This window comes from Bradyrhizobium oligotrophicum (genome assembly GCF_051168495.1).
Lineage (GTDB): Bacteria > Pseudomonadota > Alphaproteobacteria > Rhizobiales > Xanthobacteraceae > Bradyrhizobium > Bradyrhizobium oligotrophicum_A.
On sequence record NZ_JBNPVB010000010.1, the window covers coordinates 127160 to 144007 of the forward strand.

General features: G+C 65.8%; 16 protein-coding genes. 6 read left to right on the forward strand and 10 right to left on the reverse strand.

Annotated features, from left to right (window positions below):
* Window positions 1-19: 19 nt before the first annotated feature.
* Window positions 20-1519: a DNA repair protein RadA gene (radA, locus tag ACQR1B_RS19925; protein WP_434833275.1), complete on the reverse strand. Its 1500-nt coding sequence runs from the start codon at window positions 1517-1519 to the stop codon at window positions 20-22.
* A gap of 19 nt (window positions 1520-1538) precedes the next feature.
* The gene (locus ACQR1B_RS19930; protein ID WP_434833274.1) at window positions 1539-2264 is read right to left on the reverse strand and encodes a sulfite exporter TauE/SafE family protein; all 726 of its coding nucleotides are present in this window, start codon (window positions 2262-2264) and stop codon (window positions 1539-1541) included.
* A 271-nt stretch (window positions 2265-2535) separates the two neighbouring features.
* On the opposite strand from ACQR1B_RS19930, the gene ACQR1B_RS19935 reads away from it, so the two are divergent.
* Window positions 2536-2823 (forward strand): hypothetical protein, encoded by a 288-nt coding sequence (locus ACQR1B_RS19935; protein WP_434833273.1) that lies wholly within the window; start codon window positions 2536-2538, stop codon window positions 2821-2823.
* Here ACQR1B_RS19935 and ACQR1B_RS19940 read toward each other — a convergent pair.
* Window positions 2815-3804, reverse strand: a complete 990-nt coding sequence (locus ACQR1B_RS19940) for a helix-turn-helix domain-containing protein (protein ID WP_434833272.1) — start codon at window positions 3802-3804, stop codon at window positions 2815-2817. The two genes, ACQR1B_RS19935 and ACQR1B_RS19940, sit on opposite strands and share 9 nt — an antisense overlap.
* 104 nt (window positions 3805-3908) lie before the next feature.
* On the opposite strand from ACQR1B_RS19940, the gene ACQR1B_RS19945 reads away from it, so the two are divergent.
* On the forward strand, window positions 3909-4634 hold the full coding sequence (locus tag ACQR1B_RS19945; RefSeq protein ID WP_434833271.1) for an alpha/beta fold hydrolase: 726 nt from the start codon (window positions 3909-3911) through the stop codon (window positions 4632-4634).
* Between the two features lie 172 nt (window positions 4635-4806).
* Window positions 4807-5325, forward strand: a complete 519-nt coding sequence (locus ACQR1B_RS19950; protein ID WP_434833270.1) for a hypothetical protein — start codon at window positions 4807-4809, stop codon at window positions 5323-5325.
* A 63-nt stretch (window positions 5326-5388) separates the two neighbouring features.
* On the opposite strand, the gene ACQR1B_RS19955 is transcribed toward ACQR1B_RS19950, so the two are convergent.
* The gene (locus ACQR1B_RS19955) at window positions 5389-6159 is read right to left on the reverse strand and encodes an exodeoxyribonuclease III (RefSeq protein ID WP_434833269.1); all 771 of its coding nucleotides are present in this window, start codon (window positions 6157-6159) and stop codon (window positions 5389-5391) included.
* Between the two features lie 232 nt (window positions 6160-6391).
* On the opposite strand from ACQR1B_RS19955, the gene ACQR1B_RS19960 reads away from it, so the two are divergent.
* Complete coding sequence (locus ACQR1B_RS19960; protein ID WP_434833268.1) at window positions 6392-7414, forward strand: aldo/keto reductase; 1023 nt, start codon at window positions 6392-6394, stop codon at window positions 7412-7414.
* A 174-nt stretch (window positions 7415-7588) separates the two neighbouring features.
* Here the strand turns inward: ACQR1B_RS19960 and ACQR1B_RS19965 are convergent, their stop codons facing one another.
* The gene (locus ACQR1B_RS19965) at window positions 7589-8242 is read right to left on the reverse strand and encodes a hydrolase (RefSeq protein WP_434833267.1); all 654 of its coding nucleotides are present in this window, start codon (window positions 8240-8242) and stop codon (window positions 7589-7591) included.
* A gap of 152 nt (window positions 8243-8394) precedes the next feature.
* Between ACQR1B_RS19965 and ACQR1B_RS19970 the strand changes: the two genes are divergently transcribed.
* Complete coding sequence (locus tag ACQR1B_RS19970; RefSeq protein ID WP_434833266.1) at window positions 8395-9300, forward strand: LysR family transcriptional regulator; 906 nt, start codon at window positions 8395-8397, stop codon at window positions 9298-9300.
* Between the two features lie 70 nt (window positions 9301-9370).
* Here ACQR1B_RS19970 and ACQR1B_RS19975 read toward each other — a convergent pair whose 3' ends face one another.
* Window positions 9371-10198, reverse strand: a complete 828-nt coding sequence (locus tag ACQR1B_RS19975) for a helix-turn-helix transcriptional regulator (RefSeq protein WP_434833265.1) — start codon at window positions 10196-10198, stop codon at window positions 9371-9373.
* Between the two features lie 89 nt (window positions 10199-10287).
* Between ACQR1B_RS19975 and ACQR1B_RS19980 the strand changes: the two genes are divergently transcribed.
* Complete coding sequence (locus tag ACQR1B_RS19980; protein ID WP_434833264.1) at window positions 10288-11178, forward strand: SDR family oxidoreductase; 891 nt, start codon at window positions 10288-10290, stop codon at window positions 11176-11178.
* 350 nt (window positions 11179-11528) lie between these two features.
* On the opposite strand, the gene ACQR1B_RS19985 is transcribed toward ACQR1B_RS19980, so the two are convergent.
* From ACQR1B_RS19985 to ACQR1B_RS20000, 4 genes are all read right to left on the reverse strand, one after another.
* Window positions 11529-12326: a hypothetical protein gene (locus ACQR1B_RS19985; protein WP_434833263.1), complete on the reverse strand. Its 798-nt coding sequence runs from the start codon at window positions 12324-12326 to the stop codon at window positions 11529-11531.
* A gap of 47 nt (window positions 12327-12373) precedes the next feature.
* Window positions 12374-12841 (reverse strand): hypothetical protein, encoded by a 468-nt coding sequence (locus ACQR1B_RS19990; RefSeq protein WP_434833262.1) that lies wholly within the window; start codon window positions 12839-12841, stop codon window positions 12374-12376.
* 1046 nt (window positions 12842-13887) lie between these two features.
* Entirely contained in the window at window positions 13888-15075 is a 1188-nt protein-coding gene (gene alr / locus ACQR1B_RS19995; RefSeq protein WP_434833261.1) for an alanine racemase, read from the reverse strand.
* A gap of 45 nt (window positions 15076-15120) precedes the next feature.
* Entirely contained in the window at window positions 15121-16626 is a 1506-nt protein-coding gene (locus ACQR1B_RS20000) for a replicative DNA helicase (protein ID WP_434833260.1), read from the reverse strand.
* Between the last annotated feature and the right edge of the window lie 222 nt (window positions 16627-16848).

Here is a 16848-nt window from a genome sequence, read left to right on the forward strand (position 1 = left end):
TGCGAACGTCACGGTCCGGCTAGCCGTCCTGGCGGCGGAATCTCGCTGGTGTGGCATTTTTTTCGGCAGGGCCCGCGCCACGGCGGCCTGGGTCGCCGGCATCGCCGTCGTCCCGGCTGCTGGTGTGACGTGCGCGCGGCGTGCCGCGGGCGGCGATGTCGGCGACCAGGCTGGTCAGTCCGCCGACGGTATTGAGGCTCAGGCCGGCATCGCCGCCGGCCTCGCCGCGGGCGCGCTCCGGCAGCACCACGCGCAGAAAGCCGAGCTTGGCCGCCTCTTTCAGCCGCGCCGAAGTCTGCGCCACCGGGCGTACCGCGCCTGACAGCGAGATTTCGCCGAAATAGACCGCATCGGGCGGCAGCGGCGCGTTGACCAGCGAGGACACCAGCGCGGCTGCGGCAGCGAGATCCGCGGCTGGCTCGTGGATGCGCAGGCCGCCTGCGACGTTCAGATAGACGTCGTGGCCCGACAGCTTGACGCCGCAATGTGCTTCCAGCACCGCCAGCACCATCGACAGCCGGCTCGGATCCCAGCCGACCACGGCGCGGCGCGGCGTGCCCAATGAGGTCGGCGCCACCAGCGCCTGCATTTCGACCAGCACGGGCCGCGTGCCCTCGATACCGGCAAACACCGCCGTACCGGGGCTGCCGAGATCGCGCTCGGACAGGAACAGCTCGGATGGGTTGGTGACCTCGCGCAGGCCCAATCCGGTCATTTCGAACACGCCGATCTCGTCGGTCGGGCCGAAGCGGTTCTTGACCGCGCGCAGAATACGGAACTGCTGCGAGCCTTCGCCCTCGAACGACAGCACGGCGTCGACCATGTGTTCGACGACGCGGGGACCGGCGATCTGGCCGTCCTTGGTGACGTGGCCGACCAGGATGATGGCGGCACCGGATTTCTTGGCGAACCTGATCAGTTTCTGCGCCGAGGCGCGCACCTGGGTGACCGTGCCTGGCGCCGATTCGACGGTGTCGGTCCACATCGTCTGGATCGAATCGATCACGATCAGCCGCGGCACGCCGCCTTCCGACAACGTCGAGATGATGTCCTCGACCGAGGTCTCGGCCGCCAACTGCACCGGCGCGTCGGCAAGCCCGAGGCGCTCGGCGCGCAGTCGCACCTGGGCCACGGCTTCTTCGCCGGAGATGTAGACGGCGCGATGGCCGGCCCGCGCCATCATGCTGGTGGCCTGGGTCAGCAAGGTCGACTTGCCGATGCCGGGATCGCCGCCGACCAGCAGCACCGAGCCACGCACGAAGCCGCCGCCGGTGACGCGGTCGAGCTCGGCCATTCCGGAGGGCAGGCGCGGCGCATCGATGCTCTTGCCGGTCAGCGATTCCAGCTGAAAGGTGCGGCCCTTGCGCTTGGATCGCAGCGACACCGGTGCGGAGGTCGCACCGGTCGTGTCCTCCTCGGCCAGCGTGTTCCACTCGCCACAGGCCTCGCACTTGCCCTGCCAGCGGCCATAGGCCGCGCCGCAGTTCTGGCACACGAAGGAGAGCGTGGTCTTGGCCATGGATGGAGAATCGATGCGGTCAGGAGTGGGTGGCGTTCCATAGCATAGTTAGGCCTGCGGCCAGCATGATGCCATCCATGACCAGACGGAACACGTCCGGCTTCATGTGCAGCACGAAGCGCTTGGCGACGAAGGCGCCGGCCATCAGCGAGCCGCCCGCGATCAGGCCCTTCAGCAGGATATCTGGCGTCAGCGCGCCGAAGCGCTGGAACGTGATGGATTTCGAGACATAGAGCCCGAGCGAGCTCGCTGCCTCGGTGGCGAGGAACGCGCCCTTCGACAGGCCGTAGAACAGAAACAGGGGCACGCTGAGCGGTCCGGTCGAGACCACGATGCCGGTCAGAAATCCGATCACCGCACCGCCGAGCGCGAGATGCCAGAGATTGGCCTTGATCTCATGGCGCGTCAGCCAATGCCGCACCGGCACCATGGCCATCAGGAACAGGCCAATCGTGATGTCGACCGCCTGCGACGGCAGGATCAGCAGCGTGCGCGCGCCGAGCGCAGCCGCCGGAATGCCAGTGACCGAATAGGCCGCGCAGGCGCGCCAGTCGACCTCGCGCCACCACGCCAGGATGCGCGACAAATTCGCCATCACGGCGGCGACCGCCATGATCGGCACGGCTTCCTTCGGGCCATATTCGTAGGCGAGCACCGGCATCAGCATGATCGACGATCCGGTGCCGACGATACCCGACAAGGTGCCGGCGACGAGGCCGACCGCGAGGACGAACAGAAAGCCCAAAATGGTTCGCTCCGCATGGATGAGGCGAGATCTCTCCATCGGTCATTGCGAGGAGCGAAGCGACGAAGCAATCCAGGGTTACGCCCGCTGCCCCTGGATTGCTTCGCTGCGCTCGCAATGACGGAGGAGAGAGTTCGGTCGGTGGTTAACGAAGGGTTCGACGAGAATCGAAATCGCGGATGATTGTGCGTCTGCACCTTTAAAAGTTGAAGCGTATTCGTCGATCACGAGCCGATGTTTGCGGGGTGAAGCGACGATGAGCAGTGAGCCGATGTCCGTTTCGATCGAGCCGCAAGCGGCGGCGATGGGCGATGCCGAGTTCCCTTGGTTCGCAAGCGCGATGCTGGCGATGGAGGCGGGCGAGGTGATCCGGCTGCGGCTGGAGAAATTCGCGCGCGGCGACCAGGATTCGTCCTACGAGGCGCAACTGATGGTCGGTGAGAAGATCGCCGCGGTGTTCGAGGCCGCGGCCAGCCTGTGCTTCGGCGCATCGGCCGCCGATGTCGTCGGCCGCTACCGCGAGCACGTCGCCGCCAATGTGCGGCGCCTGTCAGCCTGAGATGGTCGTGAGCTCTGCGCGCCAGTCGCGCGGGCGCATGCCGAAGCGCTGCTTGAAGCGGCGCGAGAAGTGCGACAGATCCGAAAAACCCCAGTCGAACGCGATGCGGCCGATGTCGGATCCTGCACAGCCGGGATCGCGCAGATCACGCGCGATGCCGTCGAGCCGGCGCCCCATCACGAGCTCGGAGAAGCTGGTGCCGGCGCGTGCCAGGAGCTTGTGCACGTAGCGCTCGCTGATCCCGACCGTCGCGGCAATGGTCGCCACCGTCAGTCCCGGCTCGCGCAGGCGCTCGTGAATGGCCCGGCGCAGCGCGAGTGTCGTTGCGTCGGAGAAGGAGGCGGTGGCATGCGCCTCGCTGCGGCTGCCGCGCGACAGGCTCAGCGCGACCAGGTCGAGCAGCACGCCCAACAGCGCCGTGGCGTCATCAGGCGCGAGCCGCAGCGCGTTGGCGTTGAGCGAGCGGGCGGTCTCGACGATCAGCGCGCCGACGAAAGGATCGTCGGACAGCCGCGTTGGCGCGATGTCCAGCACCGTCGGCAGGCGGCTGAACAGCGCATCGGCCGGCACGCGAAATGAGACCACGCCGAGCAAGGGCCCGCGATCATGCTGCAGCACGAAGGTGCGGTCGCTGTCGAAGATGCCGACCTGACCAGCGGACAGGCTGACCTCGCAATCATCCTGCTGGATCGTGCAGCGGCCGGCGAGCTTGAGGTTGAGATAGAAGCAGCGCTGGCCGGAGGCTGCGATGTCCGTGCGCGAGCGGCGCACGATGTGCTCCGGAAAGGTGACGCGGTTGATCGCGCCGCGCGCCACATCGATGCTCTGCACATCAGCGGCGAAGCCGACGCCGCGCGCAGGCTCCGGCGTGAGGTTCATGAAGGCCTGGCAGATCGCCTCGCGATAGTAGGCGAACTGCTCTTGCGGCCGCACCATGGCCGTATTCCAGCTCCGCTGACGTTCCGGCTCCGCGCCCGGCATCGGTTCACTCCGAGACCAATTGGGTTCAGTTGCAGCCAAGCGCGGCGGGTGCCGTCCGGCCATCATTCCCATCACCGCCATCAACAGTGCAGGGGAACCTCAGCATGTCAACCTACGTCCTGGTCCACGGCGCCTGGCATACCGGCGCCGAGTTCGAGCCCGTCGCGGCGCCGATCCGCGCGGCGGGTCACGTCGTGCACCTGCCGACCATCCGCGGCAATCGCCCAGGCGACGTCAAGACCACCGGGCTTGACGAGGCCATCGCCTCGATCTGCGACTATTTCACCGAGCACGACATCACCGACGTCGTGCTGATGGGGCACTCCTATGGCGGCATGGTCATCACCGGCGTCGCCGACCGCATCCCGCAGCGCATCCGCCGGCTGATCTACTGGAATGCGTTCGTGCCGAATGACGGCGAATGCCTCAACGACATGGTGCCGCCGCAGTATGTCGCGCTGTTCGACGCGGTCGCGGCCGAGCGCGGCGACGGCTCGGTGGTGCTGCCGTTCCCGATCTGGCGCGAGGCCTTCATCAACGATGCCGATCTCGCCACCGCGACGCGCAGCTATGAGATCCTGAACCCGCACCCGAACAAGACCTTCACCGACCCGATCAAGCTCCGCACCAATCCGGCCGAGATGGCCATCGCGAAATCCTACATCAATTGCACCGAGGACACGGCGCTGCCGCACAGCCTGCCGTGGCATCCGCGTCTGTCCGGCAAGCTCGGCCTGTTCCGGCTGGTCCAGGTGCCCGGCAGCCACGAGCTGTGCTTCTCCGATCCCGGCCGGCTGGCGCAGGCGATCATGGTCGCGGGCCGGGACTGACAGGGCGGGCCGGTAGGGCAGGAGGACTGACCGTCAGCCGTGTAGCGGCCGCGAACGAAAATCACCGGTTGTGATCCGTCTCACATTCGCGGCGGCCGAGACCTGCAAGATTAATATCCGATGAACGGACCCGGTTGGTCAGCAATCCCTGCCGAGATCGGAGAACGCAGTCATGGCCCAGCTACATCTGACGTCGTCGTCGAAGGTTCTTGCTCCCGAGGTCATCGCCGACGAGGCGATCGGTTCGAAGCCGGCGCAGTCCGGCGTCTCCAAGAGCGGCTGGCTCGTCATGGCGGCCGGCGCGCTGACGACGGTGTTTGCGGCGATCGGCGCCGTGAACAGCGTCATTCCCGCCGCGTCGAACATCGGCGCGCTCGTGCTCGACACGCTCAACCTGCCCGCCTGCCTCACCTACGCCGACAATTTCGGCGGCACACAGAGCAGCTTCAGGAAAGAAGGCAATCTCTGGCGCGAATATCCGCGGGGATCCGAGACCTTCAGCTACGAGTTCAAGGAGATCCGGCGGACGCGCGAGGAGATCATGCTGTGGAACGTGACGCCGCGCACCAACGTGCCGGATGCCGCGAGCCTCGTCGTCCATCTGCCGGTGTGCGGCGGCACCGCCATGCTGACCGAAGGCCTGCCGGAGCGCTCGACCAAGCTGGAGGAGATCTGGCCGGATCGCGGCTGATCGTGCCGACCCCCGAAGATGCCCCGTTTTGTCGTTTGATGATTTGCCGTCCGCCGGCCCCGACTATTTCAACACGATCCAGGCCGGTGCGTGATCGCTGGCGCCGTCCTCGCCGCGGATGGCGCGGTCGACGCCGGCCTTGATCAGGCGCGGCGCCAGTTTCGGGCTCAGCAGCAGATGATCGAGCCGCAGGCCGGCATCGCGCGGCCAGCGGTTGCGCTTGTAGTCCCAGAACGTGAACATCGGCTGATCCGGATGCAGCGTGCGGATCGCGTCGCACCAGCCCTGATCGACTAGCTTTGCGAACGCCGCGCGGCTCTTCGGCTGGATCAGCGCATCCTTGTCCCATGATCTGGTCGGGTAGATGTCCAATGGCGTCGGCGCCGCGTTGTAGTCGCCGGCGAGCACGACAGGCAGATCGTCCTTGATGAACTTCGCCGCGTGCCGGTGAAGCCGTTTGAACCAGGCGAGCTTGTGGTCGAATTTCGGCCCCGGCTGCGGATTGCCGTTCGGCAGATAGAGGCAGCCGATCACGATACCGCGCACCGCGGCCTCGATGTAGCGCGCCTCCTTGTCCGCAGGATCGCCGGGCAGGGCCGTGCGGGTCAGCACCGGATCGGCCTTGCGCGCGAGGATCGCGACGCCGTTCCACGTCCTCTGGCCCTGCCACACCGCGCCATAGCCCGCCTTGCCGATCTCGTCGGCGGGGAAGTCGGCGTGGACGCATTTCAGTTCCTGCAGGCACACGATATCGGGCCTGGCCGCGCGCAGCCAGCGCACCAAGTTGGGGAGGCGGCGCCGGACGTTGTTGATGTTGAAGGTCGCGATCTTCATGAGGCCCGTGCGATGTCAATCTCGAATGTCATCGTCATCTTCGTTTCGCAGCGGCCCGACGCTACAGCTCGGCCCTTGCTGCTTCGTAGGAAATGTAAGCGCCGACGGCAGTTCCGGCGCGCAACAATGCCATGCGCAGGGCGGCATGGTCGCGAACGAGGGGCGGGAGTATTGAAGCGGTGCAGGCGCAACTCGGCGTCCGGCAACACCGAGTGAACGACGGAGCGAGATCATGGACCATCGACGTCTTGGGCATTCCGGTCTGCGGGTGCCGGTGCTCTCCTTCGGCACCGCCACCTTCGGCGGCAGCAACGACTTCTTCAAGGCCTGGGGCGCAACCGACGCGGGTGGCGCTGCCAGGCTGATCGACGTCTGCCTCGATCACGGCATCTCGATGTTCGACAGCGCCGACGTCTATTCCGACGGCATGGCCGAGAGCATCCTCGGCCAGGCCATCAAGGGCAAGCGCGACCGGCTGCTGATCTCGACCAAGGCGACGTTCCCGAGGGGGAATGGTCCGAACGACTACGGCTCGTCGCGCCAGCATCTGATCGAGGCCATCGACGGTTCGCTGAAACGGCTCGGCGTCGACCACATCGATCTGTTCCAGTTGCACGGCCAGGACTACAACACGCCGGTCGAGGAGACCCTCGCCACGCTCGACGGCTTCGTGCGCGCCGGCAAGATTCGCTACATCGGCTGCTCGAACTTCTCCGGCTGGCATTTGATGAAGTCGCTGGCGTCGTCGGCGCGCTACGGCACACAGCGCTACGTCGCGCATCAGGCCTATTACTCGCTGCTCAACCGCGACTACGAGTGGGAGCTGATGCCGCTCGGCCTCGACCAGGGCGTCGGGGCGGTGATCTGGAGCCCGCTCGGCTGGGGTAAGCTGACCGGCATGATCCGCAGGGGACAGCCGGCCAAGCCCGGCACCCGCGCGCATGACATTGCCGGCACCGGCCCGCACTTCGAGGAGGAGCGGCTCTATCGCGTCGTCGATGCGCTCGACGCTGTCGCCAAGGACACCGGCAAGACCATCCCGCAGGTTGCGCTGAACTGGCTGCTGCAGCGTCCGACCGTCTCGACCCTCATCGTCGGCGCGCGCAACGAGAGCCAGCTGATCGAAAACATCGGCGCCGTCGGCTGGAGCCTGACGCCCGAGCAGGTCGCGAGGCTCGATGCCGCCAGCGACACGCCGGCGGCCTATCCGGTCTGGCACCAGCGCGGCTTTCCGATGCTGAACGAGCGCAGCTAATTTCGGTGACAGTGCACTCAACATATTTCGGTGACAGTGCACTTAACAATGCGCCCCCCGCTGGGGGAGCCTGATTCCGCCCGAGATGAGACGAGTTTCGTACACTGTCACCGTTATTTTAATTTAGTGCACTGGCACAGTAACTTCGCGTAAATTTCGTAATTTCCGCCCCGCTCAGCGCGCGGGGGGCGGGACTGGCGTGTTGAGCAGCTGCTGCTCCCACAGGAAGGCGATGCCGCTGCCGCCGGCATGCTGGACGATCACGTCGGTCAGCGCGGCGGCCTGGTCGGTCCGGGCCCAGTCGCGCTGCCATTCGGCCGCGAGCGCCAGCCACGTCATCATGTTGGCGCCGGCGGCGAGCATGCGCTGGATGGCGACCTGATGAGCCTCGGCCGAAACCGCGCCCGACGCATCGGTGATCACGGTCACGTCCCAGCCTTCGCCGAGCGCCTGGATCGTCGGCATCGCGACACAGACCTCGGTCCACAGGCCCGCGATGATCAGCTGCTTGCGGCCGGTTGCCTCGACCACGTCCACGACCTTGCGGTCCTCCCAGGTATTGATGAAGGTCCGGTCGATCACCTCCTGGCCTGGGAATACGTCGGTGATCTGCGGGAACAGGGCGCCACCCCGCTCGGCGATCACGGTCGTCAGGATGGTGGGAACACGGAACGCCTTGGCCGCCTTCGCCAGACCGACCGTGTTGTTGATGACCATTTGCGGTTCGTGGCTGTTCACGTTCGCGAGCTGGTAGGGCTGGTGGTCGATCAGAACGAGCACCGAGTCCTCGGGACGAAGAAGGGATGCAAGGCCATTACGAAAGGTCATGAAGATATCCTTTGCTGCCGTCGGGAGCGGCATCGATTTCGACAAGACATGCGGCATAGGCGCCGCTGCCTGGGGACGATATTGTCGTTGCCATGCGGCATGGGGTAGTGACCGTCTCCGACAAGCTGTGTCGCGAAACGGGGAACGCTGCGTTGGACATCGAGGAGCTGCAGACATTCGTGGACGTGGCCGATGCCGGCGGCGTTTCGCCCGCCGCGCGCCGGCTCGGCGTCTCCAAGTCGATCATCAGCCGGCGGCTGTTCCGGCTCGAAGCGGAACTCGGCGTCCAGCTGCTCGCGCGCACCACCCGCGGCGCCGCTCTCACCGAAGCAGGGGCCACGTTCCGGGACTACGCAGCGCGCGCCTGCGCCGAGATCGACGTGGCAAGGGAAACCATCCTGCCTGCGGGCGAGCTTTGCGGCCGCCTGCGTGTGGCCGTGCCGCTGTCGTTCGGGCCGACGCACTTCGCTCCCATTCTCGCGGAAATGGCGCGGCGTCATCCCCGGCTCCAGGTCCACACCTGCTACAGCGACCGCTTCGTCGATCTCATCACGGAAGGTTATGATTGCGCGATCCGGGTCGGCTATCTTCAGGACTCCAACCTCATCGCAAGACGCATCGGGCCGATCCAAGGCAAGCTCGTCGCGAGTCCGGACTACATCAGGACGCATGGCGCGCCCGAAACGCCGGAGGAGCTCGCTGCCCATGAGGCGCTGCTGCAGGGTAGCGAAAGCTGGCAGCTGATGGATGGCGACGCGATCGTCACGGTTCGTCCGCAGGGTCGCTTCAAGGCGGACAACGGCACGGCTCTCGCCGCGGCTGCCGCCGCCGGGCTCGGCATCGCCTGCCTCCCCGACGGCATCCTGCACCACTACCTGGCGTCGGGCGAACTCGTGCCGGTCATGACGCGTCATCCGCCGGCACCGGCCGGGGCCTATGTCATCCGCCCGTCGGGGCAGCATCCCGCACGGAAGATTCGGGTCCTCACCGAATTGCTGATCGAGCATTGCGAACCGGCGCACGCCGATTTGGCTGCGCGCCGAGAGGCGCCCGTCTGATCCGTGCAGATCGGGATGCAATTTCGTGCCCTGTCACCCGTCATGCGGGGAAGGCACGGCGTGGACGCACCTATTCCGGGCGCTGCGTCAGCAGCGCGCGGATCTTGTCGGCATCGGCCGGCGTCGCCGGATTGTAGATCACCAGGGTGAGGTCGGGCCGGCCGTCGACGGCGAAGCCCGAGAATTCCAAGGAGAGTGGTCCGGCGATCGGATGCTGCAGGAGCTTCACGCCGTCGCCATGCCGTCCCTGCACGTCGTTGTCGCGCCACATCGCCGCAAATTCTGGGCTGGTCGCGCAGAGCTCGTCGACCAGCGACTGCACATCGCGGGCCGCACCGGCGCGCGCCACGTCGGCGCGGAACGACGCGACCACATAGCGCGCCACCGCCTGCCAGTTCGACTGCGCGGCGCGGACGCGACTGTCGTGGAACATCATGCGCAGCACGTTGCGCTGCCCCTCCGGCAGCGCGCCGTAGTCGGTGAGAACGGCCGCGGCGGCCCTGTTCCAGGCAAGGATGTCCCAGGTGGCCGTGCGAACGAAGGCGGGACTGTATTCCAGCGTGTCGAGCACGCGTTGCAGGCGCGGTGAGATGCCGTCGATCGCGTGATAGCGGACCTCGGGCGGCCGGCCGAGACCGAGCAGGAACAGATGCTCGCGCTCGAATTCGGTCAGCATCATGGCGCGGGCGATGCGATCCAGCACGTCGGCGGAGGGTGCGCCGCCGCGCCCTTGCTCCAGCCAAGTGTACCAGGTGGCGCTGACGTTGGCGCGCTGCGCCACCTCTTCGCGCCGCAGTCCCGGCGTGCGCCGCCGTTGCAGCGGCAGGCCGAAAGCGGTCGGATCGAGCTTGCCGCGGCGGTCCCGGAGATAGGCCCCGAGCGAGGCGGCGTTCGTCATCCTGTTAGCATTCATACCCGTATAACGTCACTACTTTACCCGTATGAGCAACGTAGCAATATCCCGGCGGTCTGAACAGGGAGTGTCTCATGCGTGTCTTCGTCACCGGCGCCGCCGGATTCATCGGCTCCGAAACCACCAGGGAGCTGATCGCCGGAGGGCACCAGGTCATCGGCCTGGCGCGCTCCGACGACAACGTCCGCACGCTCGAGCAATTGGGCGCGCAGGTGCATCGCGGCTCGCTGCAGGATCTCGACAGCCTGAAGCGCGGCGCGAGGGATGCCGACGGCGTGATCCATCTCGCCTTCATCCACGACTTCGCGAAATTCGCGGAGAACGGCGCGATCGACAAGGCCGCCATCGAGGCCATGGGCGATGTGCTGGTGGGCACGAACAAGCCGTTCATCGTCACCTCCGGAACCGGACTCGTCGCGGCCAACGTGGTGGTCACCGAAGACATGCGGCGCGAGTCGAGCGCGCAGGTTCCGCGCGTGTCCGAGCAGGCAGGCCTCGCCTATGCCTCGCGTGGCGTGCGCGCGATGGCGATCCGTCTGCCGCAGGTGCACGGCGCGCTCGGAAAGGCCGGCCTGATCTCCTATCTGGTCGAGCTTGCACGGCAGAAGGGCCGCGCCGCCTATGTTGGCGACGGCACCGAGCGCTGGGCCGCCGCGCATCGATCGGATGTTGCCCGCCTGTACCGGCTCGCCCTCGAGAAGGGCATTGCAGACGCGATCTACCACGCCGTCGGCGAGGAGGGCGTCCCGATGCGCGAGGTCATCGAGGTGATCGGTCGCGCGCTGAACGTGCCGGTCGTTTCGATCGGTCAGGAGGAGGCGAGTGAGTATTATGGACCGCTGGCGATGTTCGCGGGCCTGGACATGCCGGCCTCCAGCGTTCTGACGCAGCAGCGCCTGGGCTGGAGACCGGAGGGAATCGGCCTGATCGCCGACATCGGCCAACCGGATTACTTCCAGGCGTGAGCGCGGGACGCGACCGTGGGGTGCGCGGTCGTGCTCCGCCATGATCTGCGCGGTGGCTGGCTGACGGCCGTTGGGGCGGATTTGGTGCGGGGCGGTCACTGCTGCAAGGGGGCTTCGTCGGGCGGCAGGCCGGGGCTGGTTGTTCCAACGAGGGTGGAATTCCGGGCAAGCCCCGAAACCTTCATGGAGGAGTGCCGCTCGAACTATGAAGCCGAAGCGCACGAGCCAAGCGCAACTCGGGTAAGGTTCGTGCACTGTCACCGAAGCTGGGCGTTCGGGAAATGCTTTCCGTCCTGATGGCAGACAGTCGTCATCCCGCCTTGGATACGCAAGGAAGCGTTTCAGAGGTTTCACACGGTCCGGTCGGATCGGCGATCCTGGCGAAGCTGTTCTCCTTCCATCAGGCGGTCGTCATCCGCCAGGCTGCTCTGGTTCGATGGCGGTTCGGAGCTGGTGCCGTCGTCGGAGGCCGTTGAGGCGGCTGGCGTATCAACGTGTTGCTCCTCCGCCTGCGGTGAAGGTGGTTGCGGAGGATCGTCGTCACGATCGCCGCGCAGACGCCGATGCAATCTTTCGCCCTGGTCGAAGATGATCCCGAGCAGCCAGCCTGCGATCGGCCGCGCGATCGCACGGAACGATCGGGCGATGATGAAGCCGCCCTTGACGTTCTCGATCGGGAAGGCCAGCGCGTTGATCAGCGTATCCGCGGTTACGTGCCTGTAGTTGTTCGCCAGATGCTCGGAATTGATCAGCATCTGGATGGCCGGCTCGTCGTCGTCGCCGTTGATCAGGACCTTTGCAAAGAACCTGTTCGACCCGGTCAGCTCGTTGGCAGCCGCCGCGGGAAGGGGATACAGGCGCACCACGCTGGCTTCGGTTTCCTTGCGGTAGTGGATCGCGAGCGTGAGCTCGCCCATCTGCACGGCTGCCAGCAGCGTGTCGAGATAGCCAGCATCGATCCCGGGGCGCTCGAATTTGACGCCCGGCACCATCTCGATGATATCGAGAATCCGTCCGAGATCCGCTGCCGCCGCTGCGCGGGTCGCCAGGCTGGCGGCGAGGTCGGTAATGGCGCTGGATGCTTTCGCAAACTGCCCGCCGACACTTTTCGCAGCGCCGCTGGCGATTTCCTTGAGTTTGGAGAACACAGCCACGTCTTTCGTTGGACGAGGGACCGATCATTGACCTGAGGCGCTTAGACTCGTCGGCTTCTCCCAACTCCTGCAAAATATCGAGGCTTCGCCGTCGCAGCCTCAAGGTCCGACATCGCAATGAACGGCCAAGCCGCGAACTCGCCTGCCTCTTCGAACTCTTGCCATCGCCGAGCCTTGCGGCGTTCCCACCAACCGAAAGTCAGGATGTTCATCGGCCAGTTCACGATTTGAAGGAACGAGTATTCGGGCCAGAGATACTCACTACGACTGTGCAGGAACACGATCCACTTGGCGATCCTGCGTCGATCGCGGCGGGATATCTTGTGCCGGCCCTTTGCATAATGGCTCTTTGTATCGTCATAGAGTGTCCATGCGGCCTGCTTGACGGCAACCGCTCCGCGATCGCGCCAATCAACCTCGACCTCATACAGAGTGTCGTTGTCGATCCGTCCGGCGACGTAGCGCCGCAGAGCCAGGGCCAATCGAATTCGGGACTGCTCACAAATCATGCGCCGGTCTCGCTTGCAGGCTGGAAGACATCCATATCACATCATCCCGAACACGACATCCAGAAGCCGCTGCTGATCTGCTGGACCGGAGTCTCATGCGTGCGCGGAGAAGTCGGATTTGTCAGCGAATTCAAGGCGACTCACCCTGTCCAGTGCTGAGCAGAAAAATATTCATCTTTCGTTTTTCCGAAAATAATGATTGTATGGCTCCGTCCCGCCCCGGCACGAGGGGCGTATCGCGATCGTCACGGCACGCGGGGTGGGATGCGGTGGGCGCTTGGGGTCGCAGCATGGCTTGACGTCGTGCGGACGAACGGCTCGAGGCGCACGTTGAAAACGTATGGTCCTGGCATCTCGACGCTGATGCTACGCCGGTGGTGACGATGATCCGCCGGTTACGGGGGCAAGACAGCCGATCCCCGGGGAGAGTACGCATAAGGCGTAAGGCCATCGCGCAGGGAATGCCGGTTGACCGGCTGGACCTGTGGTGACTGCCGCCTGCTAATTTTTCTGCAGGCGGGCCATGGGTTGCGGCCAGCACCCGGCATTCCCTGCGCCCTCGCTTATCGAGAGGGTGACAACGAGATGGATAGCTCGGCGCGAAAGGCGTGCGAGGATGATGAAGCGTGTCCTTCTCATGAGACCGAACAGTCGCACCGCACACTCAGTCGTCATCCCCGCGAAAGCGGGGATCCAGTATGCCGCGGCCCATCGAGGACTCACAGCCGTCTCTGGAATACTGGATCGCCCGGTCGAGCCGGGCGATGACAGCGGAGGTTGGTGGGCTATTGCGGATCGTAGCTGTATGAGCGCAGCGAGATCCGGGTTCACCGATGGTGCGCGTGAGGTCCCGAATGTCGCTGCGCTCATCCGGGCTAAGCACGGGCGTCGTCGCGAGTTGGTGCCGATATCTACCAGCCCGTCATTGCGAGCGGAGCGAAGCAATCCAGGGTGGTGTGCGGGACTCTGGATTGCTTCGCTGCGCTCGCAATGACGATGTGGCGGTAGCTGCGGGCCTCTCAGGCCGACAACGTTGTAGCCGCCGATCAGCTCTCCGCCACCGCCGCGCCGCCCTTGTAGATGCGGTGATAGCGCCGACCGAGATTGGTCAGGACCTCATAGCCGATGGTGCCGAAATGATGCGCGAGTTCGTCGACGGTGATGCCTTCACCGAGCAGAGTGGCGAAGTGGCCGCGCCTGACGGCCTTGGGCGGCAGGTCGGTGACGTCGATCGCGATCAGGTCCATCGAGACGCGGCCGGCGACGGGGCAGCGCTGGCCGGCGATGATGACGTCGGCGCCGCGGGTGCCGTCGTTGGAAGAGGCGGCGCGGAAGTAGCCGTCGGCATAGCCGGCGGAGAGGATCGCGATCCTGGTTGGGCGGCGCGCGGTCCAGGTGCCGCCATAGCCGACGGTGTCGCCGCGGGCGAGGTCGCGCAGCTGCACGATGCGCGCCCTGATCTCGGCGACCGGCTGCATCGGGTTGTCGGCCTCCGGCGTCGGATTGATGCCGTAGAGTGCCGCACCGGGGCGCACCAAGTCGAACTGGAACGACGCGCCGAGGAAGATGCCGGAGGAGGCGGCGAGTGCCGCCGGCACGCCGGTGAAGGCGCTCGCGACCTCACGGAAGAGGCCGAGCTGGCGCGCATTCGCCGGGCTGTTGACCTGTTCGGCGGAGGCCAGATGGCTCATCACCAGGGTGATGCCGTGGTCGCCGCTCTGGATGCGCGGGATCATGCCTTGCGCATCCAGGGCGGTGAGGCCGAGCCGGTTCATGCCGGTGTCGACGTGGATGGCGGCGCCGCCCTTCCACCCGGTGCGGCGGCAGAACATGTCCCATTCGGCGAGCTCGTTGAGATCGCCGATGACAGGGCGGCAGTTGATCGCGGCGTAGTCGTCGCCGGTGTTCTGGAAGAAGCCGTCGAGCACGTAGAGCGCGGCGCTGTCGGGCAGGGCGGCGCGCGCGGCCTTGGCCTCACTGAGCGTCGCGACGAAGAAGGTCTTGCAGCCGGCGGCGGCGAGGGTGCGCGCCACCGGCGGAATGCCGCAGCCATAGGCGTCGGCCTTGATGACGCCGGCGCATTCGGCCGGCACCGCGGTCTTTTCCAATTTGCGCCAATTGGCGGCGAGGGCGTCGAGATCGATCGTCAGGACGCCGGTCGCGCCGGCGGGCACCTGGCTGTCGTTCTCAGCCGCTGCGGGCTGCTCGGCGGGCTTCTTTTCGGGAACACTCATGCGGCGCTTTTACGCGCCGCAGCGCCGCGGTTCAACCGCACACGGTCAATAGTCGTGGTTTTGCTGCACCATGCCGTCATGCGCGAGATCGCCGAAGCGGGTGACCGAGGCGTCGAAGTGCAGCTCGACCGTGCCGGTCGGGCCGTGGCGCTGCTTGCCGATGATCACCTCGGCCTTGCCGAGCGCCAGATCCATTTCCATCTGCCACTTCTGATGCTCCTCGGTGCCGGGACGCGGCTCCTTGGCGGCCAGATAGTATTCGCCGCGATACACGAACAGCACGACGTCGGCGTCCTGCTCGATCGAGCCGGATTCACGCAGGTCCGACAGTTGCGGCCGCTTGTCTTCGCGGTTTTCGACCTGGCGCGACAGCTGCGACAGCGCGATGATGGGAACGCTGAGCTCCTTGGCCAGCGCCTTCAGGCTGGTGGTGATCTCGGTGATTTCCTGCACGCGGTTGTCGTTGCCGCGCTTGCCCGAGCCCGCCAGCAGCTGGATGTAGTCGATCACCAGCAGGTCGAGCCCCTTCTGGCGTTTCAGACGACGGGCGCGCGCCATCACTTGCGAGATCGAGATGCCGCCGGTTTCGTCGACATAGAACGGCAGCGACTGCAGCTCGATCGAGCACTCGCGCAGCTTTTCGAAATCGGCCTCGGTGATGCCGCCGCGGCGGATCATGCTGGAGGGAACGCCCGAGCGCTCGGCGATGATACGGGTGGCGAGCTGTTCGCCGCTCATTTCGCACGAGAAGAACCCGACCACGCCGCCCTGGGCGGCCTTGTAGGTGCCGTCGGGCTGCAGTTCCGGAACATAGGCCTGGGCGACGTTGTAGGCGATGTTGGTCGCGAGCGAGGTCTTGCCCATGCCGGGACGGCCGGCCAGGATGATCAAGTCCGAATGCTGCAGGCCGCCCATCTTGGCGTCGAGATCGCGCAGGCCGGTGGAGATGCCGGACAGCTTGCCGTCGCGCTGGAACGCTTTCGCCGCCATGTCGAGCGCGGTCGTCAACGCCTGCGAGAATTTCTGGAAGCCGCCGTCGTAGCGGCCGGATTCGGCGAGTTCGTACAGCCGGCGCTCGGCGTCCTCGATCTGGTTGCGCGGCGCGAAGTCGACCGGCGCGTCATAGGCGACGTTGACCATGTCTTCGCCGATGCCGATCAGGTCGCGGCGCAACGACAGGTCGTAGATGGTCCTGCCATAGTCCTGGGCGTTGATGATCGTGGTCGCTTCGGCCGCGAGCCGCGCCAGATATTGCCCGACGGTCATGCCGCCGACGTCGACATCGGCGGGCAGGAACGTCTTCAGAGTGACGGGCGTCGCAATCTTGCCCATCCGGATCAGGCTCGAGGCGGTGTCGAAGATCGTCTGATGCAGCGGCTCGAAGAAATGCTTGGACTCGAGGAAGTCCGACACCCGGTAGAAGGCGTCGTTGTTGACCAGAATGGCGCCGAGCAGACCCTGCTCCGCCTCGATGTTGTGAGGAGCGCTTCGATAGGTCGGCGCCGCGGTGTCGGGCGCCAGCTTCAATACGTTCGAATCGGTCAATGCCATGGATGCGTGTTTAGCAGCTTTGCTGGGGAGGGGATAAAGCGCTCGTCGCGCATGAAGCGGAAGCGAAACGTGACCGCTATTCACCGTCCGCTAAATCTGGTGGATGAATCCGGACTCGCCAGATGCGGTGCTTGACGCGATCGCACCGAGTCAGGGCCGCAGCCGCGCATCTGGAACCCCGATGCCATCACGGGCCGGGCCGCGCCGGGCGCGGACGGGAGT

Bases quoted from the DNA above. Each gene is read 5' to 3' on its own strand.
- ACQR1B_RS19965 (WP_434833267.1), bottom strand. From the start codon at position 8,242: ATGACCTTTCGTAATGGCCTTGCATCCCTTCTTCGTCCCGAGGACTCG.
- ACQR1B_RS19945 (WP_434833271.1), top strand. From the start codon at position 3,909: ATGTCAACCTACGTCCTGGTCCACGGCGCCTGGCATACCGGCGCCGAG.
- ACQR1B_RS20000 (WP_434833260.1), bottom strand. From the start codon at position 16,626: ATGGCATTGACCGATTCGAACGTATTGAAGCTGGCGCCCGACACCGCG.
- ACQR1B_RS19950 (WP_434833270.1), top strand. From the start codon at position 4,807: ATGGCCCAGCTACATCTGACGTCGTCGTCGAAGGTTCTTGCTCCCGAG.
- ACQR1B_RS19935 (WP_434833273.1), top strand. From the start codon at position 2,536: ATGTCCGTTTCGATCGAGCCGCAAGCGGCGGCGATGGGCGATGCCGAG.
- ACQR1B_RS19940 (WP_434833272.1), bottom strand. From the start codon at position 3,804: ATGCCGGGCGCGGAGCCGGAACGTCAGCGGAGCTGGAATACGGCCATG.
- ACQR1B_RS19990 (WP_434833262.1), bottom strand. From the start codon at position 12,841: ATGATTTGTGAGCAGTCCCGAATTCGATTGGCCCTGGCTCTGCGGCGC.
- ACQR1B_RS19955 (WP_434833269.1), bottom strand. From the start codon at position 6,159: ATGAAGATCGCGACCTTCAACATCAACAACGTCCGGCGCCGCCTCCCC.
- ACQR1B_RS19960 (WP_434833268.1), top strand. From the start codon at position 6,392: ATGGACCATCGACGTCTTGGGCATTCCGGTCTGCGGGTGCCGGTGCTC.
- ACQR1B_RS19975 (WP_434833265.1), bottom strand. From the start codon at position 10,198: ATGACGAACGCCGCCTCGCTCGGGGCCTATCTCCGGGACCGCCGCGGC.
- ACQR1B_RS19980 (WP_434833264.1), top strand. From the start codon at position 10,288: ATGCGTGTCTTCGTCACCGGCGCCGCCGGATTCATCGGCTCCGAAACC.
- alr (WP_434833261.1), bottom strand. From the start codon at position 15,075: ATGAGTGTTCCCGAAAAGAAGCCCGCCGAGCAGCCCGCAGCGGCTGAG.
- radA (WP_434833275.1), bottom strand. From the start codon at position 1,519: ATGGCCAAGACCACGCTCTCCTTCGTGTGCCAGAACTGCGGCGCGGCC.